Genomic DNA, 24,390 nt, shown 5'->3' on the forward strand with positions numbered 1-24,390 from the left:
CAACGAGGACTCATAGATGACCAATAAACCTGATTTGGCACCGGCAACGGACCGGTCTGCCTACTACTCCGAACTCAGCAAACTGCAGCTGGCACCTTTATGGGAGAGACTGAAGGGGCTGGTTCCCACAGATCCAAAGCCGGCTTCAGTGCCTTATCACTGGGCGTGGCAAACTGTACGTCCACTGCTGATCAAGGCCGGAGAGACGATCACCGCCGAGGAGGCCGAGCGTCGAGTTCTGGTGCTGGAAAACCCGGGACTGCAGGGAAAGTCGCAAATCACCGACACGCTGTACGCAGGTTTGCAGCTGATACTTCCAAAAGAGGTGGCGCCGGCGCATCGGCACACACAGTCAGCCTTGCGCTTCATGCTCGAGGGCACCGGGGGTTTCACAGCGGTCGATGGCGAAAGGACGACAATGCGGCGCGGGGATCTGATCCTGACCCCCTATTGGACGTGGCATGACCACGGTCACCACGGCGACGAACCCGTCATCTGGCTCGACGGCTTGGACGTACCGCTTGTGAGTTTCCTGAAGGCGGGCTTCCGGGAAGAACACCGCGAAAATTCGCAAGTGCTGACACGTCCCGAGGGCGACTCCCTGGCCCGGTACGGCAGCGGTTTGCTGCCCGTCGATCTGACGCCGGTTTCTTCCACGTCGCCTGTGTTCAATTACCCGTATGAAAGAACGCGGGAAGCGTTGGAAGCTATGCGCGGTTCCGCCCACATCGATAGGCACTTCGGGATCTGCATGCGTTACGTCAATCCGGTGACCGGGGATTGGGCAATTCCGACGATCGGAACGACGATCCGCCTATTGCCCAAGAACTTCTCGTCGGCCTTCTATCGGTCCACGGACAGCTGCGCATTCGTGGTCTTGGAAGGTGAGCCGTCTATCATCATCGAGGGTCAGGCTCCAGTGCACCTGAAACCCAACGACGTATTCGCGGTCCCCGGCTGGATCAGGTACAGGTTCGAGGGCGGGGACGCGGACAGCGTGGTATTTTCCTTTTCGGATCGGCCCGTGCATCAAAAGCTCGGTTTGCTTCGTGAAGAGCGCCTCTGAATAGCCCGTAGTTCGCCCTGCCTTTTGGAGCGGACTCTTATGGAAAGCGGGGTCAGATCCACCGTTGGATTTGGGGTGCAGGCGAATTCCGGGGGGAAAGTCAGTGCCCATTGCTGTTGTCCTTCCTGCGGGGTCCGGATTAGGTTCCGTCATCACTTGGCAAGTGCGCCGAGTTGTATGGCAGGCAAGCAAAGGACGCTAAATGGGCGACAGTACTTACAAGCTCGACGAACGGCTGTCCTACCTGTCCAACCGGGTCGCCTTCGCAATCAACGAACGGTTCCTGCTCAAGCTGCAGCCGTATGATCTGACGATCCCCATGTGGCGGGTCCTTGTCGTTCTGCATGACCGCGGCGAGCAAAAGCTCATCGATCTCTCGGGACTGACATCTATCGAAGGATCGACGCTCTCCCGGCTGACGGAAGCGATGCACGATCGCAAACTGATTCGCAAAGCTCGATCCACTCGAAGCAAGCGAGAGATAGTGATCTCCTTAAGGTCTTCCGGTTTGTCGCTGGTGGAGGCGCTGATACCCGAGGCGCTGAAACTGGAGATGTTGATGCTTGGCGATATGGCCGAAGGCGATATCGCTACGACGAGACGCGTCCTGAAAACCATGTATTCCTTGCTCACTCGCGATTCATTGCCCCTCGGCGAGGATCAAGGTTCTTAAGCGACACGAGCGTCTGCCGAGCGGCTTACGCCTCGAGTCACTTGTCCGTCCGCCTCTCTGCTCTTGGGACGCGACACATCTAGGCGACCGCGGATTTGGGTAGCTTGCTCGAATTCCCGATGCGGCTGCTCGAAGTAGCGCCAAGCCTCAACGCAGGCAGGCGGCTGTTCAGCATAGTCGAGACGATACCCCAGGATCTTGCGAGCCTTGTTGAAGCGCGTGGATCCCGCATGGGCCTGGTCAAGAATGGGGAAACGGCGTTCGTCACTGTGACGAGAGGCGGGCGGTGAGCGCGCCGCTCCCGACGGATCGCTTTAGGCACCCGGTCTTGGCGCTTCGCGAATGGATTGAAGCAGGATCCTGAAGGTGGGCGAGGGGGCTGTGTCGGTACGCATCGTTTGTCGAGAGGCGGCACTAGACTTTGAATATTGGATATTATAGATTGGATATAAGAATGGTGTAAGGTGCGCCATCGAACGCGAGAGGAAAAATATGAATCAGTGGACAGGGGTGCTTCCCGCCGTAACCACAAAGCTGAATCAGGATGGCTCGATCAATGTGCAGGCTAATCAGTCTGCCATTGACAGGCTGATCACAAATGGCGTGTCGGGGGTGATCGTTTTGCCGATGCTTGGCGAAAATGCCTGCCTAACTCCTTCCGAGAAGGAACTCGTCATCCGCAGCGCGCAGGAAGCGGCCGCCGGGCGGGTTCCAGTGCTGTCGGGATTGGCCGAGATCACCCAGTCCGACGCCAATTCGCGGGCTCGTGAATTCGAGAAGCTTGGTGTGGATGGCTTGATGGCGTTCCCTACTCTCGGATACAAGTCCGATCCGCGAGAGACAACCGAATGGTACAGGAGCCTCGCCAAGGCCAGCGGGCTCCCGATCATGATCTATAACAATCCGATCGCTTACGGCGTCGACGTCACGCCCCAGATTTTGAAGGAACTGGCCGACTCGCCGACCATCGTTGCCGTAAAGGATGAGGCCGGTGATGTCCGCCGCGTGACCGATATGTATATTGCGCTCGGCAATCGGTATCAGATTTTCTGCGGTGTTGACGATCAGATCGTCGAGAGCGTCGCGCTCGGTTCGGTCGGCTGGGTGTCGGGCATGACGAATGTCTGGCCCAAGGAATGCGTCACGCTCTTCAACCTCTGCAACCAGGGTCGCAAGGAAGAGGCGCTGCGGCTTTACAGGTTGCTCACGCCAGCCTTCCACCTCGATACTCACGTGAAGCTCGTCCAGTACATCAAGCTCTCCGAGAGCTTGGTCTATGGCGCGCCAGAGTGGGTGCGTGGACCGCGCCTGCCGCTCGTCGGCGACGAGAGGGAATTCGTGACGCGCACCATCAAAGACGCGATCAAGCAGCTCGAGAGCTACTCGCTCCCGAAGGCGGCATGATCTCCAGATTGTCATATTGAGAAGAAGCGGCGGACGGTTTGCACTAGGTTGTCCGCCTTTCTTCATTGCCGAGTTTTGGATCCGGAGTGAGACAGGTGCGTTCGAAAAAATATGATTACATTGTCGTGGGTTCCGGCGCGGCGGGTTCCATTGTCGCCGCCCGGCTCGGCGAAGACCGCAATGTCAGCGTTCTGGTCCTTGAGGCGGGGCCGCACGACAATTCGATCTATGTTCGCATGCCTGCCGCGATGTCCTATCCGCTGACCGACAAGAAGCGAACGTGGGAATTCGAAACAGGGCCCGAGGCGGCTCTCGATGGCCGCATGGTCACCCATCTCCGCGGCAAGATGCTTGGCGGTTCTGGATCCCTGAACGGCATGGTCTATGTCCGGGGAAATCCGCGCGACTTCGACCGCTGGGCGGAAGATGGTTTGCCCAACTGGTCCTATGCCCATTGCCTTCCATACTTCAAGAAACTGGAATCGTACGACAAGGGAAGCAACGAATACCGAGGCGGGCAGGGGCCAATCCGGATCACGACCCTGAAGGCCGAGCTCGAACCCTTCCGGGCGTTCCTGGAAGCCGGGCAACAGGCTGGGCACCCGTTGAGCGAAGATTACAACGGCTATCGCCAGGAAGGCGTACACGCCTATCAGGCCAACATCGACAACGGCATTCGTGCCAGTGGCGGCAGGGCCTATCTTCGCCCCGCCCTCAAGCGCGGCAATGTCGAACTGGTTTTGAATGCCCTGGTTCACAAGGTCGATTTCAGCGGCAAGAAGGCTGTCGGCGTCACCTTCGAGAAGAATGGCGCGGTTCAGTCGGTTGAAGCCGAGCGCGAGGTCATCCTGTGCGGTGGCGCCTTCAATTCGCCGCAAGTGCTTCTCCTGTCCGGCGTCGGTCCAGCAGCGGAACTCGCAGCCTATGGCATCAAGAGCGTGGCCGATGTTCCCGGTGTGGGAAAAGGCTTGCAGGACCATGTCGCCGTATCCATCAAGTATCGTGCCTCGCATAAGGGCGTGTCGCCCGCGGTCGACATGAACCTCCTCAAGATGGCGTTCATTGGCGCGCAATGGCTGTTCTTCAGGAAGGGCTTGGGCATTACCAACCTCTGGGAAGTCGGCTCTTTCTTCAAAAGCAGTGACTCCGTCGAGTATGCCAACATCCAGCACGAGTTCCTGCCGATGCTGGGCGAGCTGATGCACGGAAAGGTCAACATCGAGGAAGGGTTCCAGTACCAGGTCTGCCTTGGCCGGCCGGAAAGCCGCGGCGCGGTGACGCTCAAATCAGCTGACCCAAGACTGCACCCGTCAATCGTGTTGAATTATCTCCAGCAGCAGCAAGACAGGCGAAATCTGATCGACGGCGTTCGTCATACCGACGAGATCATCCAACAAAAGGGCTGGGACAGCATCCGCGGCGAAGCCATCGTCCCCGGCTTGCGCAAGCAATCCGACGAGGAGATTTTTTCCTGGCTCAAGGAGAATATGGGGACCCAATACCATCCGTGCTCGAGTTGCCGGATGGGCAATGACGACTTGGCTGTCGTTGACGACGAAGGCCGGGTCCATGGTGTCGAACAGCTCCGGGTGATCGATGCATCGGTCATGCCGCGCATTCCCAACGGCAATCTCCACTGCCCGACGATGATGATCGCCGAGAAGATGGTCGATCGCGTGCGAGGTCGCCAGGCGCTGCCGCCGCAAATCGCTCACTACGCCGACGAAAGACGCCCGGGCTGAAAGCCACCGGGGGGCATCGGTCGCAGGGCCGAACTGCCCGACCGAGCCCGCGCCAAAATCGAGACAAGGATGCAAAGGACGACGGCATCACAAATGATTTGACTGCGAATTTATTATATCCAATATCCATTATAAAAGCGTGAATGAACCAACACGAAAGGGGAAGTACCATGGCGATTGAACCGAAGACGTCTATGCTCGAAACAATCCAACTCACCCGACGTACCGCGCTGCTCGGACTTGCAGGGGCCGGCCTTGGAGTGTCGACGGGACGGCTGTTCGTGACACCCGCCCGTGCAGCGGCGGGTGGCTCATTGCAGATTATGGCGTGGGAAGGCTACGACATGACGAATGAGCTGCGAGACTGGCGGTCGGCGAATGGTGTCACCGCGGAAACCTCCTCGATCGCGTCTCAGGACGATGTCCAGGCCAAGTTTATCGCCGGCAATCCGCCCCCCATCGATCTTGCCGAATACAATCAGGCCTATAGCAAGCTTTACATCAAGGACATGAAGATCGTTTCGCCAATCGATATGTCGAAAATACCGAATTACAACGCGGACAATCTCTTCGATGTGTTCTTCGACAAGCCGACATGGTTCTCAGACGGCAAGCATTGGGGGTCGCCCTATATATGGGGCTTCAACACCCTGCTCTATAATTCCGACATGATGAAAAAACCCAAATCCTACAAGGATTTGCTCGATCCGAGTCTGAAAGGAAAGATCGCGATCATGGACGATGCGACGGGCAACTGGCCGTTGATCGCCCGGTTGGTTGGCTTGGGAGACAACTATCCGCTTCTGACGCGCGAGGAATTAGGCAAGGCGTTCGAGAACTTCGTCCTGTATCGGAACCAGGCTCGCCTGATCTCGATCAATCAGGGCGATGTCGCGAATTTCGTCGCGTCGAAGGAAGTCGCGGCGGTTCTCGTAGCGGATCCGTCGATCATCACGCAGGTGCACGCGCAAGGCGTGCCGCTCGAAATGGCGATCCCCGAGGAGGGGCCGGTGCTGTGGGTCGACGCCTGGTTCATTCCCGTATCGGCCGACAACATCGACACCGCGCACGCCTTCATCAACCAGTCCCTCGATCCCCAGATACAGGCCAAGGTCGCGACGGCGGTCGTGCAGGCACCGGTCTCGAAGAAGGCCGTCGAGTTCCTGGGCGCAGACGCTCGAGCTAGGATCGACTATTCGAAGATCGACGAGATATTCGCCTCCGGCTTGCCGGGGATCCCGCCGGTCGACGATGATGGCGAGCACGCGACCTATGCGGACTGGGTCCAGGCCTGGCAGGAATTCAAGGCAGGCTTGTAATCGCTCACAGCCGATCGTCGGAGCCGGTCGATGAGGCCGGCTCCGGCACTTCTTTGTCAAAGGAGTTGCGATGACCCCATCACAAAGAACCGGAGGCATCCTGGCCGCGCCGGCGGCAACCTATATGCTTTTGTTCTTCGTGGTGCCCGCCATATTGCTGTTCTCCTATAGTTTCTGGATATCGTCCGGCTTCCGCATTGTTCCGGATTTCGTGCTGACCAATTACATCTCGGCGATACGATCGCCGCTCTTTCTGCGTGTGACCTACAACGCCATCGTAATCGGACTCGTCACCGCATCCGTAACACTCTGCCTATCCATCCCTGTCGGATATTACCTGACTTACGTCGCCAGATCGAAGATCATCTTCTACCTCATTCTCGTCACCTGGTTCTCCAGCTACCTCGTCAGAATCTATGCCTGGCGCACATTGCTCGGCACAAACGGCTTGCTCAACGCAGTGTTGCTACAGCTCGGAATCGTCGACACACCCGTCCAGGCGTTTCTGTTCAGCCCATTCGCGGTCGCGATCACGCTGACCCATATCTACCTGCCATTCGCGATCCTGATGGTCGTCTCGGCGATGAGCGAGATCAAGGCCGAGCTTATCGAGGCGTCGCGGGATCTCGGCACATCGGCCTTGGGGGCTTTCTTCCGGGTTGTCGCTCCCAACGCTGCACAAGGCCTCATCGGCGCTTTCATGCTGACCTTCATCCTGGTGGCGGGTGACTACGTCACGCCGCAGATGGTCGGCGGGTCCTCTGGTCAAACGACGGGCCTGCTCATCGCGGACCAGTTCCGCAAGACCGGCAATTGGCCGCTCGGCGCCGCCCAGGCCTTTCTCATGTTTCTTGTCTCGCTGGTCATCTATGCGCTCGTGCTCGCTCTGGGCCGCCTCACAGGGCTCATTCCGGCCAGGCGCAAGACGAAACCCGCCAGGGAGGTTGCATGATGTTACTGAAGGCCGTCGTCTACGCGACCCTAGCATATCTCCTGATCCCGCTCGTCGTGATCATCTTGTTCAGCTTCAATGCCGAGCAGTCGTTTTCCTTTCCCATCAACGGTTACAGCCTGCGCTGGTATGCGCTGATCTTCGAGGATCCGCAGCTAGGCCAGGCGCTTGTCAAAAGTCTGATGATCGCCACGGCGACAGCAATCGTCACCCTTGTCCTTGGCACGGCCGCATCCCTTGCCTGGTTGCGGCTGGGCAGATTTGGCAGAAGCGTTCTCGAAATCCTCTGCATCACGCCAATCGCCCTGCCTGGGCTCTTCCTTGGTGTCTCATTGCTGGTCTTGGCCGCGCAACTGGGCGTCCGGCTTTCGACGGTCACGATCGTCGTTTCTCACGTCGTTCTGTCGGTGCCGATGCTCATGATCGCGATGCGGGCCCGGCTTGCGCTTTTCGATCGAACCCTGGAGGAGGCATCTCGCGATCTTGGCGCCTCGCAGATCGGGACATTCAAGAGGATAACGCTGCCGCTGATCGCGCCGACCCTGATCTCCTGCGCGATCCTGAGCTTTGCCTTGTCGTTCGACGAGTTCGTTGTCACGTCATTTGTTGCCGGCACCGAAACCACCTTGCCCATGTACATCTGGTCGATGATGCGTCGCACGGTCACGCCATTGATCAACTCGGTCTCGACACTCGCCCTTTTGTTCTCGATCGCCGTCATGGCGATCGGCTTCTTCGTCGGACGGTTCAAACGAGCATCCGCCCTGTCAGAACGCGCGTCCTCCTGAGGCTACAAATGAACAATGGAACATCAGCAGAAGCACCGTTGATCGAGCTATCCAACGGTCAAAAACAGTTCGGCCTCTTTCAAGCCCTGACCAATATCAATCTCGCGATCAACGAGGGGGAGATCGTGACCCTCCTCGGCCCGAGCGGCTGCGGCAAAACCACCTTGATGCGCATCATCGCCGGCTTCGAGACGCTCACGTCCGGGACCCTCAAGATCGATGGCAAGGACGTCGCTTCGCTGCCACCGGAAAAGCGGCCAGTGAACATGGTCTTCCAGCGATATGCGCTGTTTCCTCATCTCGACGTCTTCGACAATGTCGCATACGGCCTCAAGGTCAAAGGTGTTGAGAAGGAGGAGCGCCGCAGACGCGTCCAGGCGATGCTCAGGACCGTGCAAATGGAGAGCCTCTCGCATCGTTTCATCGGCGAACTCAGCGGTGGCCAGTGCCAGCGGGTCGCGCTGGCCCGGGCGTTGGTAAACGGCCCCCGGGTTCTGTTGCTCGACGAGCCTCTGGCGGCGCTCGACCTGAAGATTCGCCAGCATATGCTGGGAGAGATGAAACGGATCCAATTGGAGACGGGCGCGACCTTCGTTTACGTGACGCACGATCAGGATGAGGCGATGATCCTCTCCGACCGGGTCGTGCTGATCGACCACGGCCAGATCGTTCAGGTCGACAGGCCGCAGGACATGTATTTTCGCCCAAGATCTCTGTTTGCGGCAAAATTTCTTGGCGAGACAAATCTGTTCGAGGGAAAGCTGACGGTGTCTGGCATAGGGCAGCTTTCGCTGGAAACCCAAGACGGGCCGTTCGAGGTGGTTTCGAATGATGCCGCGGTGTCCGGGAATGATGCCGCGGTGATGTCCGTTCGGCCGGAAGCAATGTCCTTCCGGCAATCCAATGCGCAGCTTGACTATGCGGTGGATGCAGAAATTGCCGACGTGATTTTTTCAGGCAGTCGCTCTTTCTTCCATCTCGTCAGCTTGGGCGGCCAAAAGTTCCGCGTCCAGGTCCAGAACATGCCAGGTGCTGCCCTTCCGGTGGCGGGAGACAAGGTCCATGTCTCGTGGCGGAAAGACAGCGCGACCGTTCTGCCGCTTTCCCGCATCTCCTCGTGACATCCATTGGGACGTGCTGTCTGAGCACCGACTAGCGTTACAATTTTATATCCTATATTCAATATGCCTAGAGTCTTCCTGATAGGTCATAAATGGATCCTTCTGTCGCCATCAAGCGCCGAACCGTTACGTCGTCGGTCGTTGACCTGATCCGCGGCAGGATCATATCCGGGTTTTACAAAGGCGGTCAGCAGATCAAGCAGGAGGCGATCGCCGAGGAAGCTGGCGTGAGCCGTATCCCGATCCGCGAGGCTCTTCTTCAGCTCGAGGCCGAGGGGCTCGTCGTCATTCACACCCATAAGGGAGCGGTTGTTGCTTCGCTGACGGTGGATGACGCCGTCGATATCTTCGAAGCACGTCTTGCGCTTGAGCCATTCATCTTGAAGAAGGCGATCGAGCGGGCAACCAAGATTGACATCGAGCATGTGCGGAACGCCCTGGACGACTACACCAAGGGTGTGAAGGCAAAGGAATCGCCGGCCAAGCTCAGCGAGTTGAACTGGGCGTTCCACAAGGCAATGTCCCGTCCCGCAAGGCGGCCGCGGTCTCTGGCTCTGCTGTCGTCACTCTACAATTCCGCTGACCGGTATCTCCGCCTTCAGATCGATGCCCGATCGGCGCAGACCAAAGCCCTGGAAGATCACAAGGCGTTGGCGGTTGCGTTCGCCGAGGGCAATCAGACGCTGGCGCAGAAGCTTCTCAGGAAGCACATCGAGGACGCTCGCGACGACGTGATGGCTGGCCTGCGGGCGCGGCCAGATTTCGAAAACACCTGATCGTCGACTTCTAATTTTTGCGCGAAGCCGCCAATGGCTATTGCTTGCTCTGAATAAATATTGGATATTGGATATAGAAGCCATTGGAGCCGAGCATGCAGTTGGACCGCGTTATAACTGTCGTCGGCGCGCACGCGGAAGGAGAGGTCGGCCGGGTCATCACTGGCGGCATTCTTCCTCCGCGCGGGGCGACGATGTTCGAGAGGATGGAGAATCTGGAGCGCGACAGTACATGGCTCAGGAACATGCTTCTGTTCGATCCGAGAGGCAGCGTGAATGCCGCAGTCAACCTGATCACGCCGCCAATCCACCCTGACGCCGATATCGGCATGATCGTCATGGAGTCGGATTACTTTGTGCCGATGTCGGGCTCTAACCTGATCTGCACGGTGACCGTCGCGCTTGAGGCGGGCATGATTCCCATGAAGGAGCCCCAGACGATCGTCCGGGTCGACACGCCCGCAGGATTGGTGGACGTGATCGCCGAGTGCCGGGCGGGCAAGTGTCGAAGCATTACCTTTCGCAACATCCCCTCCTTCGTCATGCATCGTGACAGCATGATCGACGTTCCCGGGCTCGGTTCACTGCGGGTCGATGTCGCGTATGGCGGCATGATCTACTGCATCGTGAACTCGATGGATCTGGACCTGACGCTTGAGCGTGGCGAGGCCAGACAGCTTGTCGAAATCGGCGAGCGGATCAAGGCGGCAGCGGCCGTCCAGCTGCCTTCTATTCATCCCGAGAATCCGCTCATCCATACGATCAATCAAGCCGAGTTCGCTGGCCCCGTGGAGGTCATCGGCGGCGTCAAGACATCCAAGAACGCGGTGGTCGTGTCGCCCGGCCGGCTCGATCGCTGCCCATGCGGGACAGGCACGTCTGCGCGCATGGCGCTTCTCCATGCGCGTGGTGAGCTCGCGGTCGGTGAGAAGTTCAGACACCTCTCCATTCTCGATACGGTTTTCGACTGCGAGATCATCGCCGAAGCAAAGGCAGGCGACGTGCCCGCCGTCATTCCGCAGGTCTCCGGTCGCGCCTGGCTGACGGGTGTGAGCCATTACGGCGTTGATCCCGAGGATCCGTTTCCGGAAGGCTACCGTCTATCCGACACCTGGTTCAATTGATTGACAGGCAGCCTTGGCCCAAGGCGCTCGAATGTCTCAACACCACGGACGCAACCGAACGGGAAGGCGGAGATGGCGGAAGAACAGTTGAAATGGCTCAACGAGCCACCGCAGTACACAAGCGACGGCGGCGTCCTTCGTGTCGTGACAGGCCACGAAACCGACTTCTGGCGGGAGACATTTTACGGTTTCTGGCGTGACAATGGCCATTTTTTCTATCGCAACGTCGTCGGGGATTTCACCGCCGAGGTGACGATCAAGGGCAACTATGAAGCCCTCTACGACCAGGCCGGCCTGATGATGCGGCTCAGCGAAACCCATTGGGTGAAAGCCGGAGTAGAGTTTACCGACGGGCGGATGTACTTTTCCGTGGTTATCACGAACGATGTTTCCGACTGGTCCCTGGTTCCCATTCCGACGGATCCGGCGGGCGTCAGGATCCGCCTTACCCGGCATCGCGAGGCGGTTCGCGTTCAGTATCTGGACACCGGCGACAACAGCTGGCAGCCGGTAAGGCTCGGCTATTTTCCACCCTCTGACCGGGTGGATGTCGGCATGATGTGCTGCTCTCCCCAACGTGCGGGGTTCGAGGTGGCTTTCACCGACTTCGTGGTCGGGGCGCCGATCTCCAAAGAGCTGCATGACTGACCTGAAGCCGCAAGGAGCAGCCGCGAGGCATCTGCTGCCTTGCCGGTCTTCATCGGGATTTTGAAATGACCAAGCGTGAATACGGAATCTGGATAAATGGCGCTGCCGAATTGCCGGCGGAAAGCACCGTCTTCGACAGAAGCTCGCCGTCCACAGGCGAAATCGTCGCCAGCGTTCATCTCGCCGGGAAGACAGAACTCGACCGTGCCGTCATTCTCGCGAAGGAAACGTTCAAGAAGGGCAGTTGGAAGGGGCTTGCGGCGAGCGAGCGCGGGAAGATCCTGCTGCGTTGGGCCGACCTCATCCTGGGGGAACTCGCAACGCTCAGCCGTATCGAGGCCGACGAAGCCGGCAAAACGATCGCAGCCGCCAGGGGCGAGATCGAGTGGTCGGTGGAGTTGCTGCGTTATGCCGCATCGCTCGCCTGGAGCATTCCCGGCCGCATCATCAATCACGAGGGCGCCGAGAAGTTGGGCCTGGTGACCTATGAGCCACTGCCCGTCATCGGCATGATTCTTCCCTGGAATTTTCCCACGGTGACGCTGTTCCAAAAGTTGCCCTATGCCCTTGTTGCGGGATGTTGCGTCGTGATCAAGCCGTCGGAGCTCACGGCGGGTACAGCACTTGAATATGCGCGACTGGCCAAACACGCCGGGGTTCCGGACGGGGTCCTTGCGGTTCTGCCTGGCACCGGCGAGGTGGTCGGCCAAAGCATGTGCGTGCACCCGGACATCGACATGATCTCCTTTACGGGGTCCACCGCGGTGGGGCGCAAGATCGCCAGCCTCGCCGGCCAGTCGCTGAAAAAGGTGGCGCTTGAACTCGGCGGCAAGGGCGCCAACATCGTCTTCGCTGACGCGCAGCTCGACGCGGCGGTCGCCGGCGCGCTTGCAGCCTTCACAATCAATCAGGGCGAGGAGTGTTGCGCCGGTGGAAGGCTGTTGGTCCAGGACACCATTGCTTCGGAATTTGTCGCCAGGCTGGCAGAAAAGGCTGGTATGCTGAAGCTCGGAACGCCTGACGACGTTGATGCCGATCTCGGCCCCTTGATTCACCAGCAGCATCAGCGGAAAGTCCTCGACTATATCGAAAAGGCGCGGCAGGAAGGCGCAACGCTCGTGACCGGCGGCGGCGCGCCGACGAGTGTCGGACTGCGGAACGGCTGCTTCGTCGAGCCGACCATTTTCAGCGGCGTCAAGCCGCACATGACGATCTTCAAGGAAGAGATATTCGGACCCGTGCTTGGGGTTACCACTTTCAAGGATGTTTCCGAGGCAATCGCGCTGGCCAACCTGACACATTACGGCTTGGCCAACGGCGTCTGGACCTCCAACCTCGACACCGCAATGGCCGTCTCCAGCGCCCTCGAAAGCGGGTTCGTTTACGTCAACACCTATCTTGAGACGGTTCCCCAGCTGCCATTCGGCGGCAGCAAGTCCAGCGGGCTCGGCAGGGAAAACGGTCCTGACGGGTTGCTGGAATTCATGCAGGCGAAGTCCACATTCGTTCGCCTGCGTCCGAACGCGTGATTCCATCAGATGCAACGGAGAGCAAGACGATGAAGCCGGTCCGTTTCGGGATTGTGTCGACGGCGAAGATCGCCCGCGACTGGGTCATCCCGGCAATGAAGGCCGTGCCGGAGTGTGAAGTGGTCGCCATCTGCTCACGCGACGCTTCTCGTGCGGCCCGCGTCGCCACGGAATTCGATATTTCGAGACACTATGCGTCTCTCTCCGACTTGCTGGACGACGACGAGGTCGAGGCCCTCTATATCCCGACACCGAACAATCGGCACGTCGACGATGCAATTGCCGCCGCGAGGGCTGGCAAGCACGTCTTGTGCGAGAAACCACTTGCTTTGGACGCGGCGGACGCCCTGCGCTTGGCCGAGGTTCAACGCCAGACAGGTGTGCAGATATCGGAGGCCTTCATGGTCCGGTATCATCCGCGATGGCTCGCCGCGCGTGAGATCATCCGCGGTGGCAGGCTCGGACGCGTCACCCAGATTCACGCAACCTACAGTGTGATCAACGACAATCCGCAGGACATCAGGTTCCAGCCGGAACTCGGCGGTGGTGCGTTGGGAGACGTTGGCGTCTATCCGATAACGGCGGGCCGCTTCCTTTTCGAGGCCGAGCCGATCGCTGCGACGGCGACATTCGAAAAGCTCGCGCCTGATGGTGTCGATATCGCTGTCGCCGGCATGCTGGAATTTCCGGACAATCGCAATCTTCTGTTCAGCGGCGCCCTGCTTCAGGCATGGGCACACTGGGTCATGGTCATTGGTACCGACGGCTGGATGGAAATCCCGGTCGCCGTCTGGCCCTCGTCAAGACAAGAGACGATCATCAAGCTGCGCAAGCGTGACGACATCTATGACCAGGATGCCGAAGTCATCCGCTTTGCGCCGGCAAATCAGTATGAAGAAGAGGTCCGCGAGTTCGCGCGCGCCATAAGGGGTGAGATTAAGCAGCCTTGGCCAATCAAAGATGCGGTAGCGGGAATGCACGTACTGGATGCCGTCAGACAGGCCGCTGCTCAGAAAGCGCGTGTCCCAATCCGGAGTGAGCGCTGATTTAACAATGGGCCGGTTCAACGCATTGCGCGACGAAGGTCGGGACCGGGCAGCCGTACTGACTTGTCGAGGGTTAGTGTCGGCACCCTGCCATAAGATAACGAGGCCAGACGAGGCGAGGACTGGCGCCTCACCGTCTGCTTCCGCGCCTGCCACGGCCGGGTGCTGCTGCTGAATCCGACCAATGCCAGGTCGGACGCTTACAACCCTCTGCTCGAGGTCCGGCGTGGCGAATGGGTGGTCCGCGACGTGCAAAACATCACCGACATCGTGGTCGATCCCGGAGGCTCGCTTGAAAGGCGCAACCATTGGGAAAGACGAACCACGCGCTGCTGGTCGGTGCGATCCTGCATGTGCTCTATGCCGGACCGGAAAAGACCCTGGCCGGCGTCGCGGCATCCAGCGCCGCACGGGAACTTCTGAACAAGTCCGACAACGAATGAAAGGCATGTCGGCAGAGGCGCCCGCGCTAGCGCGGCGCCGCCTGCGCTGTTGATGCCAGCTGGGTTCTGTTGCTGTTCAGTTGGCGGCTCCGCACAACTGCGACGTCGTCAATCCTGGCGGAACGTTCTCCGTGGGGCCAAATCCGTACTTCGCCATGATGGTGGCGATCGTGCCATTCGACATGACCTTCGCCAGACCCCGATTGTAGAGGTCGCGCAGATCGCCATCGTCCTTCCTGAACGCGATCGCGATGTAGCTGATCGACTTCTCGTCCGTCGTAAACGGGTTGGCGCGCTCCAGATCGGGGCTCTTGTTGCCGGCAAGCAGCCCGATGACAGTCGGGGAAGAGAACAGAGCCGCGTCGATGCGGCCGGCTCGCAGGGCCGCGATGTTGGTCTCGATGTCGGGGAACTGCAGGATGCGGTCCTCCGGCACGCCCTCGGTGATGGCGTTCTTGATGACATTGCTGCCGCGGCCGCCGCCCATGATCGCGTCGGATTTCTTGGCAAGATCCGCATAGCTATGGATCGCCTTGGGGTTGCCTGCGAGCACGACCGCCGCGTCGTCGGACCTCAGGTCGGGAGCGCCGAAGGCAACCTGCTGACATCGCTCCGGCGTTATCGACAGTCCGGAAGCGACGGCATCGAAACGGCCGGCCATCAGGCCAGGGATCAAGGCGCCGAACTCGGTGACCTCGAAGTCGACCTGCTTGACGCCGAGATCGGCAAAGGCAGCCCTGAGAAGATCCGGATGCCAGCCGAGCAGCTCGCCGGTTCCCTCCTTCTTGTAGCCCCATGGCGAGCGGTTGTGGATGCCGATGACGATGCGCCCTTCCTTCAAGACGCGTTCTTTCGTGGTCTCTGCCGTTGCCGGCAGCACAGATCCAACAAGCGTGGCATAGGCGATGCAGGCCAAGCCAATCGCAGCCGATCGGGCTCGAAATTTCATCGGGGGGTCCTCCCATGAGTTTGCGTTGCGCCAAGGCGTCCCGCCTCAGCCGCTCAACGCTACGGTTGGATGCGGCGTCTCGTCAATGTATATATACAAAATATAGACAAAATATTGCGGATGAAGTGGTGAGTGAATCAGGCCTGCCCGTCGAGGAGATACATGCCCTGCGTGATTGCGCATCGGGTGACGCGGTGCCCCAACCTCGCTTCCGCCGCCGCCGCTTGAACCGATGCCGAACAACCGGTCGCCTAGACAGGCAAGGCTTCCGAGCGCTTGACCTGGCCGAGCGCGAAGCTGCTTTCGATCGAGGCGATGTTGTCCAGCCGCGTCAGCTTGTCCTTGATGAACCGCTCATAGGCCTCGAGGTCACGCACCACGATGCGCATCAGGTAATCGCGCTGGCCGGTCATCAGATAGCAGTCGACAACCTCCGGCCAGCGCAGCACCGCCTGGGAGAAGCGGTCGAGATCGTCCTCGCGTTGCCGTTCAAGCTTGATCGACGCGAAAGCGCTGATCGGCAGGCCGAGCTTCTTCTGGTCGACGACCACCGTATAGCCTTTGATGACGCCGGCGCTTTCCAGGAGCCTCACGCGCCGGGCGCAAGGTGAAGGCGAAAGACCGACGGCTTCGGCGAGGTCGTTTGTCGTCGCTTTTGCGTTCTTCTGCAGCGCGGCGATGATTTTAAGGTCGATGGCATCGAGCGTCGGATTTGGCACGTTTACCTCGTTTGAAGACCAGTGTTGGCTCAACCAGCCAATATCATCGAACGGATCGTGCAAGAATAGCCACATTTCGACGACCGCGGCAGGTATCGTCAAGACCCGATTGACAGGAGCCGACGATGACGATCCTCTCCGAGCTTGAACGCAAGGTTCTGTGGCTGGCGGTCTGGATGATCCATCATGCCAACCATGTTCGCGGGTCGGAGGACGGCCTCAAGGTCGGCGGCCATCAGGCGTCGTCGGCGTCCGCCTCGACCTTGATGACGGCGCTCTACTTCCAGATTCTCAGGCCTGAAGACCGCGTTGCCGTCAAGCCGCATGCCAGCCCGGTTTTCCATGCCATCCAGTATCTGTTCGGCAGGCAGACGCTCGAGCAGCTGGAGAATTTTCGCGGCTATCGCGGCGCGCAGTCCTACCCGTCACGAACCAAGGATATCGACGATGTCGATTTCTCGACCGGGTCGGTCGGACTGGGCGTGGCGCAGACCCTGTTCTCCTCCATGGTCCAGGATTATGTCAGGGCAAAAGGCTGGAACGCGGACAAGCCGGAAGGCCGGATGATCGCCCTGCTCGGCGACGCCGAGATGGATGAAGGCAATATCTTCGAGGCTCTTCTCGAAGGCTGGAAGCACGGCCTGCGCAACACCTGGTGGGTCGTCGACTACAACAGGCAAAGCCTTGATGCGGTGGTGCGCGAAGGCCTGTGGCAGCGCTTCGAGTCCATCTTTCGCAACTTCGGCTGGGATGTGGTGATCCTCAAACATGGGACATTGCAGAAGGCGGCCTTCGAGGAAGAGGGCGGCGAAAAGCTGCGATCCTGGATCGATGCATGCCCCAATCAGCTTTATTCAGCGCTGACCTTCCAGGGCGGCGCCGCATGGCGCCGGCGCCTGCTGGACGACCTCGGTGACCAGGGACCGGTGACCCGCCTGATCGAGAAGCGCAGCGACGACGACCTTGCCGCCTTGATGGCAAACCTCGGCGGCCACGATCTGGCAACCATCATCGATGCCTTCGAGCAAGCGCGCGGGCATGATCGTCCGACCTGCTTCATCGCCTATACGATCAAAGGCTTCGGCCTGCCGCTCGCCGGCCACAAGGACAATCACGCCGGATTGATGACGCCGGCGCAAGTCGACGCGTTGCGGCAAGGCATGGGTGTCCGCGAGGGGCGTGAATGGGAGATGTTCGAGGGCCTTGCATACGATGAGGCCGCGATCCGGTCCTATCTCAAATCATCGCCTTTCGCGCAGGCAGCGACCCGTCGCCATAAAGCCCCGGCCGTAACCGTGCCGGCACAGATTGCCTTCAGCGCCCAGGTGTCCATGTCGACACAGCAGGGTTTCGGCCTGTTGATGCACGAGATCGCCAAGTCAGACAGCGATCTTGCGAAGCGTGTGGTCACCACGTCTCCGGACGTCACTGTCTCGACCAATCTTGGCGCCTGGGTCAACAGGCGGGGGCTGTTCGCGCGCGGCGACCAGGCCGACATTTTTCGCGAGGAACGCATTCCCTCGACCTTCAACTGGACGTTTTCGCCGTCGGGACAGCATTTCGAACTGGGCATCTCGGAGATGAACCTCTTCACGATGCTGTCGGCGCTGGGTTTGTCGCACTCGCTTCACGGCGAGCGCCTGCTTCCGGTCGGAACGCTCTACGACCCCTTCATCGAGCGTGGCCTCGATGCACTCAACTATGCTTGCTATCAGGACGCTCGCTTTATCCTGGCGGCGACACCCTCAGGCGTGACGCTGGCGCCCGAGGGCGGAGCGCATCAGTCGATCGCCACGCCGCTGATCGGCATGGCGCAGGACGGCCTGGCGACATTCGAGCCGGCCTATGTCGACGAGCTGGCAGTCATCCTGCGTTGGGCATTCGACTACATCCAGCGCTCCGGCGAGGCCGAGCCCGACGACCAGACCTGGCTGCGCGATCAGACTGGCGGTTCGGTCTACCTCAGGCTCTCGACGCGGCTGATCGAGCAGCCGACGCGCCAGACCGGCCGTCCCCTGGCGCGCGACATCGTCGATGGCGCCTACTGGTTGCGCACACCCGGGCCGAATGCCGCTGTGGTGATCGCCTATTCGGGAGCTGTCGCGCCGGAGGCGGTGCAGGCCTTGGGCCTGATGGCCGGTGACCGGCGCGATATTGGACTCTTGGCCGTGACCTCCGCCGACCGGCTGAATGCCGGCTGGTCGGCTGCTGCGCGCGCGCGCCAGTTTGGCCATCCTCGCGCCACGAGTCATGTCGAGCGCCTGCTGGCCGGTCTTCCGGCCTCCTGTGCCATCGTGACGGTGCTGGACGGGCATCCCGCAACGCTCGCCTGGCTGGGTTCGGTCCATGGCCATCGCACGCGCGCGCTCGGCGTCGAGCATTTCGGCCAGACCGGCACGATCGCGGATCTCTATCGGCATTACGGGATCGACGCGCAAGGCATCATGGCCGCCGTGCAATCGGTTTCGGCCGGCCCGCCGCTGAGGCACCTTGGCTCCGCCGCCTGACGATCCGCCAGCATCGCCTCGCGGCCGGCTCGCTCGATAGGGGCTGTCAATACCGGAATTCCCTGAGGGCGGCTTCCCATCCTCGGTGCCATCTTCCCGCGTTACGAAAAGCGGGCGAGATGAAAATGGCTGGGACCGGCGATCTTATGAGCCGTGAAGCGCTGCGGTCGCAGGTTGGGACGGCGGCGGCGATCGCGCATCACGGCGAACTCATCCAGGGCGTCTTCAAGGACGATGGTGGGCGCCTGCATCGGGGGCTCGTGACGCTGCCGATTACCGGCTTAAGATCGGAGGCGAGCTTTGCCAGGAGCGACGGCGATGCCGTCGTTGTCCACCCCAATCACAAGATCAAGGCGTCGGCAGCCGCGCAGCTCACGCTCGAATTCCTGAACGTCACCGGCGGTGGCGTGTTGAGACTTCAAAGCTCAATTCCCGTGGGGCACGGCTATGGCTCATCGACGGCTGACGTCGTCGCTTCCATTCGCGCCGTCGCCGCGGCCCTCAACGTCCAGCTGCGGCCCTCAAGCATCGGGCGCCTGGCCGTGGCTGCCGAGCGCGCGAGCGACGCGATCGCCTTCGATGAGCACGCGGTGCTGTTCGCGCAACGGGAAGGCACGGTGATCGAGAATTTCGCAGGCTCCCTGCCGCCTCTGCTTCTGCTCGGGTTCAAGGCAAATGCCGGGGCTCCGGTCGATACATTGCAGCTGCCGCCCGCACGCTACGACAGCGCCGAGATCCAGGAATTCGGCGTGCTTCGGGCGCTGGTGGCGCGGGCGGTTCGCCTTCAGGATCCCTATCTTCTGGGACGCGCCGCCTCGGCCAGTGCTCTGATCAGTCAACGGCACTTGCCAAAGCAGGGCTTCGGCGAGATCGCCGAAATCGCTCGGCGAGCCGGGGCGTGTGGCGTGCAAGTTGCCCATAGCGGTTCGTTGTTCGGCCTGATTTTCGATCTTTTCGCATCGAATCTGAAGCGGCGAGCGGCCCTCGTCGCGCAGCAGATAAGACGTGCCGGCTTCAAGGATGTCGAAGTCCACCTGGTCAATGCGGAGGGCAGGACATGGTGACCCTCGACGTGGACTATTTCAGGGACCTTGAGACCCCGCGCCTTGCGCGCCTGGCGCCTAATCTAGTGGCCGCGGCTTTTCCGCTGATGAAGCTGATGCCGGCCCGCTTCATTCTGGATCGGGCAGCGTCGAATGGCGAGCTGAAGCGAGGCTCCCATATCGTCGAGACGACGTCCGGCACGTTCGGCATGGCGGTGGCGCTGCTGGCGGCGGCGCGTGACTATCGCCTTACGCTCGTCACCGCTTCAACGCTCATCGATGCCAAATACAAAGCCCGCCTGGAGCGCATCGGCGCCACGGTCATCGCGCTTGACGATCCGCGCGGCGACGGCAACCAGCCGGGCCGGCTGGAGCGCCTCAAGGAAATCCTCGCCACCGAGCCGGACGGGTTCTGGACCCGTCAATACGACAGCCCGGGTAACTGGCTTGCCTATGCGCGGTTGGCCGAACTCTTCATCCGCGCAATGGGCAAGGTTGACTGTCTGGTCGGCTGCGTCGGCACGGGCGGTTCGCTATGCGGCACCGCCTCCTTTTTGCGAACGGTCTTTCCGCATCTGACGGTGTTTGCCGTCGATACCCATCGCAGCGTTCTGTTCGGGCAGCCCGTCGGTAAACGCATGCTGCGGGGCCTGGGCAACAGCGTTCTGCCGCAAAATGTCAGGCATGAGCTTGTCGACGAGATCCATTGGGTTGGCGCCTACCCGGCGTATAGGACCGCGCACCGTTTGCTGCGCGAGCACGGCCTTTTCATGGGGCCGACCAGCGGCGCAGCCGCCTTGGTGGCGCAATGGGTTGCAACGACCCTTCCGGATGCGCAAGTGGCGGTCATCATGCCTGACGAAGGCCATCGCCATGCCGAGACTGTCTACAATGACGAATGGCTCAGCGCGCTGCCTGGCTGGCCCTGCAAGGAACCGTCCGAGCCGAGGACGCTGACCACCATCGCGCCAGCCGCGGAGACACAATGGACGCGCTTTCTTTGGCTACGCCGCAGCCTCGGCGATGTGCTGGAAACGCAGGCAGCAGGTGAAGTGCCACCGGCTGTTGGCGCCGCGGAAAACCTATGAAACGAGATCCAGTCCGTTCCTGCCAAGCCAGCGCCAGGCGTCGTCCGTCGTCTGGAAGATCGGATCGTGTTCGTTCGATCCGGCGGACCGATCGAGGTCCTTGAGACCGCTCGCTGTCACGACGGCCACGACCCGGTCTGTGGCTGCGATGACACCTTGGTCCTTCAATGTCGATATCGCGATCAGCGGCGTGACCGACGCCAGTTCGGCAAAAACCCCTTCGTCCCGCGCGAGGCGTTCCTGCATGGCGATCAGGCCGTGATTGCTGACGGGGACGGCATGCCCTCGGGATTCGCGCAGCGCCTTCAGCGCCTGAAAGGTGCTGCGCGGCGTGCCGATCGATACGGCCAGGCTGTCGAACAGCATCTTGCGTTCACTCAACGCATCGGCGCCGCTCGCCAAAGCGTCCGCCAGCGACCCATGCACCTCCGCCGCGACGAGACGAGGTAGGCGCGTGATCGACCCTTGCGCGAACAGCTCGCAAAAGCCGGCCCACACGCCGGACAGGGCGTCGCCGTAGCAGACCGGCAGGACGCACCAGTCAGGCGCCGTGCCATCCGATTGCTCGACGATCTCATAGGCGATCGTCTTGTAGCCCTCGATGCCGAGTGGATGGCTGCCGACGACCGGACCGTGATAGGGCGAGGCGATGAACCAGTCGTAGCGGGCAGCCGCCTGTTCAAGAAGCGACCATCGGTCCATTTTGCTGACCAAGGGCAGGACCGTCGCGCCATATTTCCGGATCTGCGCCAGCATCGCGCCGGCCGATCCCGCAAACGTGGTGACGACGCATTTCAGCCCGGCGCGGGCAGCGTAGGCCGCCAGCGAAGCGCCGGCGTTTCCCGATGAGGCGGTCGCGACGATCTTCGCGCCACGTGCGCGCGCCACGCTGACCGCGATCGTCGAAAAGCGGTCCTTGTGCGACCAGGTCGGGTTTCGGCCTTCGTCCTTGATTGCAAGGTCCGGCACGCCGAGAAACGCGCCGATGCGCGGTGCGGCAAGCAAAGGCGTCAGACCCTCGCCGAGGCTCACCGCCTCCGCTTCTGTGCAAGGCAGCATATGCGCGAAACGCCACAGCGATCGCGAGGTGGTGGCGCCGGCCAAGGGGTGAGACTGCGGGGCCGCATAGACCGGCCGAAGGTTTGCTGGCGCGGTGTCCTGGCAGCGCGCGCACCCTTTGGAGTCGATGGTGACATCCGCAGGGTAGGAAGTGCTGCATCGGATGCAGGCGAACTCCAGGACCCGATTTGTGTCCATGCCGGGTCGGGTTAGCTCGCCTGGGAGGTGCGCCGACAGGTCGTGTGCTAGGTCGCGAAACGGCCGGCTCGTCATGGCAATTCCTTGTCCAGGAAACGATGAAATCGCTGGTTGTTTCAAACAGCCAACAGCACCGCTGTCAATGCGGAATGTGCACTATAGTGTGTCGCACCATAGTGCGCGTCGTAGCATCCGTTGTTTGATGAAACTTCGCGGCGTTTTTGGCCTGAACGTGCAGCGGCTCCGGAGAGAGAGAAAACTCTCTCAGGAGCAGTTGTCTTTCGTTTCGGGCCGCACGCGTGCCTATATCAGCAGCGTCGAGGCCGGGCGGCGCAACGCCACGCTGGATACAGTCGAAATTTTGGCCAAGGCATTGAATGTCGAGCCGCAAGAGTTGGTTTCGGCAGGCCCGGCAAATAAGCGAGCTATTCGGGTGACGAAACCGGCCGCTTCAAAGTCGACCGATTGAAGCCAACCTTCCATAAAGCAGTGCTGACCTGATTTTCACTTGTCTCTTCGTTGTGGCACGGGATTGACTCCTTCAGTGTACATTCGATGCGCGTCCTATTGAAGATTGTATCTAGACAGCCATAGGTTGTTCCGCGGGGTATGGCCTGATTGTGGTTGAGGTCTACCGATGGAGAACGAAGCTGTTGCCGACCTCTTTGCGGCGATCACAAAAATCGACACCGCGCGGTCGGCCGATGCAATCCTTCAGGAGTTCCGCTTCGCCATGGAGCGCTACGGATTGCGCAATTTTCTGATCACCGGACTGCCTGTGCCGCACGGCACGGACTGGCAGCGTGAGATTCTTGCGGATGGCTGGTCTCCTGAATGGCATCGTCGCTATGTCGCCCAGGAGTATTTCTTGCACGATCCTTGTGTCGCCCAGTGCCGGCACTCGCCAGAGCCTTTCCGATGGGGCGAGCTGCCGGCCGCAAGGCTGGTTCCACGCGCGAAGCTGGTCATGGACGAGGCGGCCGAGTTTGGGATGAAAGAAGGTATCTGTGTCCCCATTCATGTTCCGTTGGCCGGGCCGGGCGTCGTCACGATGGCGAGTGACCGGATGGACGTTCCGCCAAGCGCCATGCCCTTTATCGAGACACTTTGCGTGCATACCTTTCGCAGCCTCTCAGCGCTGGGAACACCCGGCGATGGCGATGAGCCGACGCCCTTGACGGCACGCGAGCGCGAACTTCTCGAATGGAGCGCACAAGGCAAATCCACCGATGACATCGCTTGTATCCTCGGTGTCACCAGGAACACGGTCGAAAGCCATCAGCGCAACATTCGAGGCAAGCTTGATGCAATCAACGTCGCGCATGCCATTGTCAAGGCGCTGCGACGGCAGGAAATCCAAATCTAGCAATACCTGAATTCCGTCATACGTACGGCAAGTCCATTTTCCTACGACCCTCCGCCTGGAGGCGTCATGGTTCGTATGCATCTGGTCACTTGGGATAACAGGAAGCACTACAGGAAAGTTCTGGAGCGCTATTTTCGGATACGGTACGAGATTTACGTCAAGCAGAGGCGTTGGCGCGACGTCGCACGGCCCATCAACATCGAGATCGACGCCTTCGACAACGAGCATGCGCTTTATGTTCTGGCGCTTGACACCAATGGCAAGATCGCAGGCGGCTCGCGCCTCGTGCCGACGCTGGAGCCGCATCTCATGAGCGAGGTCTTCCCGGGTCTCGCCGGCGGCAGGCCTCCGAGAGCAGCTGAAATCTTCGAATGGACGCGTTTCTTCGTTGTTCCATCGCTTCGTACGCAAGGCGCCCCGTCGCCGATCGCAGGCTTCGTTCTTTGCGGTCTGCTCGAGACGGCGCAAAGCCTGGGGATTCGACAGATCAGCGTGGTGTGCGAGACATTCTGGCCAAAGCGGCTGCGCGCGCTTGGCTGGACGCTGATCGAACTCGGCGACGCTCTGGAACATCCCGACGGCGACATCATCGCGCTGTTGATCGATGTCACCTCCGAGGCTGTCGAACAGACGCGCCGCGCTTACGGCATCAGCGGCGTCATACTTGCCGACAAGATCTAGAATGATACCCATCGCCAGCTGAAGGTCGCCAGCCGGCGACCGCCAATCGATCGCAAATTGTAGAACTATTCGACGACCATTTTGGGCCGTAGAACGAACCCGCTGCGCGGGATGGGCGCGTGGGGTGAGGTAGAGATCACGAACCGGAT

At 60.4% G+C, this 24,390-nt stretch carries 22 protein-coding genes and 1 pseudogene; 20 read left to right on the top strand and 3 right to left on the bottom strand.

Annotated features, from left to right (window positions below):
* The first annotated feature begins 16 nt into the window (after positions 1–16).
* The 14 genes and pseudogenes from gtdA to QQK95_RS21795 form a co-directional block, all read left to right on the top strand.
* Complete coding sequence (gtdA, locus tag QQK95_RS21730) at positions 17–1,066, top strand: gentisate 1,2-dioxygenase (protein ID WP_284276508.1); 1,050 nt, start codon at positions 17–19, stop codon at positions 1,064–1,066.
* Positions 1,067–1,268: 202 nt separating this feature from the next.
* Positions 1,269–1,739 carry a MarR family winged helix-turn-helix transcriptional regulator gene (locus QQK95_RS21735; RefSeq protein WP_284276509.1) on the top strand — a complete coding sequence of 157 codons (471 nt, stop codon included), beginning with the start codon at positions 1,269–1,271 and terminating at the stop codon, positions 1,737–1,739.
* Positions 1,740–2,231: 492 nt separating this feature from the next.
* On the top strand, positions 2,232–3,143 hold the full coding sequence (locus QQK95_RS21740; protein ID WP_027042707.1) for a dihydrodipicolinate synthase family protein: 912 nt from the start codon (positions 2,232–2,234) through the stop codon (positions 3,141–3,143).
* Between the two features lie 95 nt (positions 3,144–3,238).
* Positions 3,239–4,885, top strand: a complete 1,647-nt coding sequence (locus QQK95_RS21745; protein ID WP_284276510.1) for a choline dehydrogenase — start codon at positions 3,239–3,241, stop codon at positions 4,883–4,885.
* A 170-nt stretch (positions 4,886–5,055) separates the two neighbouring features.
* The gene (locus QQK95_RS21750) at positions 5,056–6,204 is read left to right on the top strand and encodes an ABC transporter substrate-binding protein (protein WP_284276511.1); all 1,149 of its coding nucleotides are present in this window, start codon (positions 5,056–5,058) and stop codon (positions 6,202–6,204) included.
* A 70-nt stretch (positions 6,205–6,274) separates the two neighbouring features.
* Positions 6,275–7,156 (top strand): ABC transporter permease, encoded by an 882-nt coding sequence (locus QQK95_RS21755; protein WP_284276512.1) that lies wholly within the window; start codon positions 6,275–6,277, stop codon positions 7,154–7,156.
* Positions 7,156–7,944: an ABC transporter permease gene (locus QQK95_RS21760; protein ID WP_027042710.1), complete on the top strand. Its 789-nt coding sequence runs from the start codon at positions 7,156–7,158 to the stop codon at positions 7,942–7,944. Before QQK95_RS21755 ends, QQK95_RS21760 begins: the two co-directional genes overlap by 1 nt.
* Positions 7,945–7,952: 8 nt before the next feature.
* Complete coding sequence (locus QQK95_RS21765) at positions 7,953–9,065, top strand: ABC transporter ATP-binding protein (protein WP_284276513.1); 1,113 nt, start codon at positions 7,953–7,955, stop codon at positions 9,063–9,065.
* A gap of 92 nt (positions 9,066–9,157) precedes the next feature.
* A complete protein-coding gene (locus tag QQK95_RS21770) occupies positions 9,158–9,841 on the top strand; it encodes a GntR family transcriptional regulator (RefSeq protein WP_284276514.1) in 684 nt (227 codons plus the stop codon).
* Between the two features lie 95 nt (positions 9,842–9,936).
* Complete coding sequence (locus QQK95_RS21775) at positions 9,937–10,965, top strand: proline racemase family protein (protein WP_284276515.1); 1,029 nt, start codon at positions 9,937–9,939, stop codon at positions 10,963–10,965.
* Positions 10,966–11,037: 72 nt separating this feature from the next.
* Positions 11,038–11,613, top strand: a complete 576-nt coding sequence (locus QQK95_RS21780) for a DUF1349 domain-containing protein (protein WP_284276516.1) — start codon at positions 11,038–11,040, stop codon at positions 11,611–11,613.
* Between the two features lie 65 nt (positions 11,614–11,678).
* On the top strand, positions 11,679–13,142 hold the full coding sequence (locus QQK95_RS21785; RefSeq protein ID WP_284276517.1) for an aldehyde dehydrogenase family protein: 1,464 nt from the start codon (positions 11,679–11,681) through the stop codon (positions 13,140–13,142).
* 29 nt (positions 13,143–13,171) lie between these two features.
* Positions 13,172–14,188, top strand: coding sequence for a Gfo/Idh/MocA family protein (locus QQK95_RS21790; protein ID WP_284276518.1), 1,017 nt, complete (start codon positions 13,172–13,174; stop codon positions 14,186–14,188).
* Between the two features lie 111 nt (positions 14,189–14,299).
* A pseudogene (locus QQK95_RS21795) lies at positions 14,300–14,628 on the top strand (type IV secretory system conjugative DNA transfer family protein); the annotation flags it as partial.
* Positions 14,629–14,707: 79 nt separating this feature from the next.
* Here the strand turns inward: QQK95_RS21795 and ehuB are convergent.
* Positions 14,708–15,580, bottom strand: coding sequence for an ectoine/hydroxyectoine ABC transporter substrate-binding protein EhuB (gene ehuB / locus QQK95_RS21800; RefSeq protein WP_284276519.1), 873 nt, complete (start codon positions 15,578–15,580; stop codon positions 14,708–14,710).
* Positions 15,581–15,831: 251 nt separating this feature from the next.
* On the bottom strand, positions 15,832–16,299 hold the full coding sequence (locus QQK95_RS21805) for an Lrp/AsnC family transcriptional regulator (protein WP_284276520.1): 468 nt from the start codon (positions 16,297–16,299) through the stop codon (positions 15,832–15,834).
* Between the two features lie 125 nt (positions 16,300–16,424).
* Between QQK95_RS21805 and QQK95_RS21810 the strand changes: the two genes are divergently transcribed.
* From QQK95_RS21810 to QQK95_RS21820, 3 genes are all read left to right on the top strand, one after another.
* The gene (locus QQK95_RS21810) at positions 16,425–18,806 is read left to right on the top strand and encodes a pyruvate dehydrogenase (acetyl-transferring), homodimeric type (protein ID WP_284276521.1); all 2,382 of its coding nucleotides are present in this window, start codon (positions 16,425–16,427) and stop codon (positions 18,804–18,806) included.
* A 125-nt stretch (positions 18,807–18,931) separates the two neighbouring features.
* Complete coding sequence (locus QQK95_RS21815; protein WP_284276522.1) at positions 18,932–19,870, top strand: GHMP family kinase ATP-binding protein; 939 nt, start codon at positions 18,932–18,934, stop codon at positions 19,868–19,870.
* Complete coding sequence (locus tag QQK95_RS21820) at positions 19,864–20,937, top strand: PLP-dependent cysteine synthase family protein (RefSeq protein WP_284276523.1); 1,074 nt, start codon at positions 19,864–19,866, stop codon at positions 20,935–20,937. The genes QQK95_RS21815 and QQK95_RS21820 overlap by 7 nt, the downstream gene beginning before the upstream one ends.
* Here the strand turns inward: QQK95_RS21820 and QQK95_RS21825 are convergent.
* Positions 20,932–22,194, bottom strand: a complete 1,263-nt coding sequence (locus QQK95_RS21825; protein WP_284276524.1) for a threonine synthase — start codon at positions 22,192–22,194, stop codon at positions 20,932–20,934. The genes QQK95_RS21820 and QQK95_RS21825 overlap by 6 nt on opposite strands.
* Positions 22,195–22,396: 202 nt before the next feature.
* Here QQK95_RS21825 and QQK95_RS21830 point away from each other — a divergent pair, with 202 nt between their 5' ends.
* The 3 genes from QQK95_RS21830 to QQK95_RS21840 all read left to right on the top strand — a co-directional run bounded on the left by QQK95_RS21830 (position 22,397) and on the right by QQK95_RS21840 (position 24,241).
* Positions 22,397–22,663, top strand: a complete 267-nt coding sequence (locus QQK95_RS21830; protein ID WP_064982052.1) for a helix-turn-helix domain-containing protein — start codon at positions 22,397–22,399, stop codon at positions 22,661–22,663.
* Positions 22,664–22,831: 168 nt separating this feature from the next.
* Positions 22,832–23,560 (top strand): LuxR family transcriptional regulator, encoded by a 729-nt coding sequence (locus QQK95_RS21835; protein WP_284276525.1) that lies wholly within the window; start codon positions 22,832–22,834, stop codon positions 23,558–23,560.
* A 66-nt stretch (positions 23,561–23,626) separates the two neighbouring features.
* Positions 23,627–24,241: an acyl-homoserine-lactone synthase gene (locus QQK95_RS21840; RefSeq protein WP_284276526.1), complete on the top strand. Its 615-nt coding sequence runs from the start codon at positions 23,627–23,629 to the stop codon at positions 24,239–24,241.
* The last annotated feature ends 149 nt before the right edge of the window (positions 24,242–24,390 follow it).

The sequence above is a fragment of the Mesorhizobium huakuii genome, from assembly GCF_030160235.1.
Classification (GTDB): domain Bacteria; phylum Pseudomonadota; class Alphaproteobacteria; order Rhizobiales; family Rhizobiaceae; genus Mesorhizobium; species Mesorhizobium huakuii.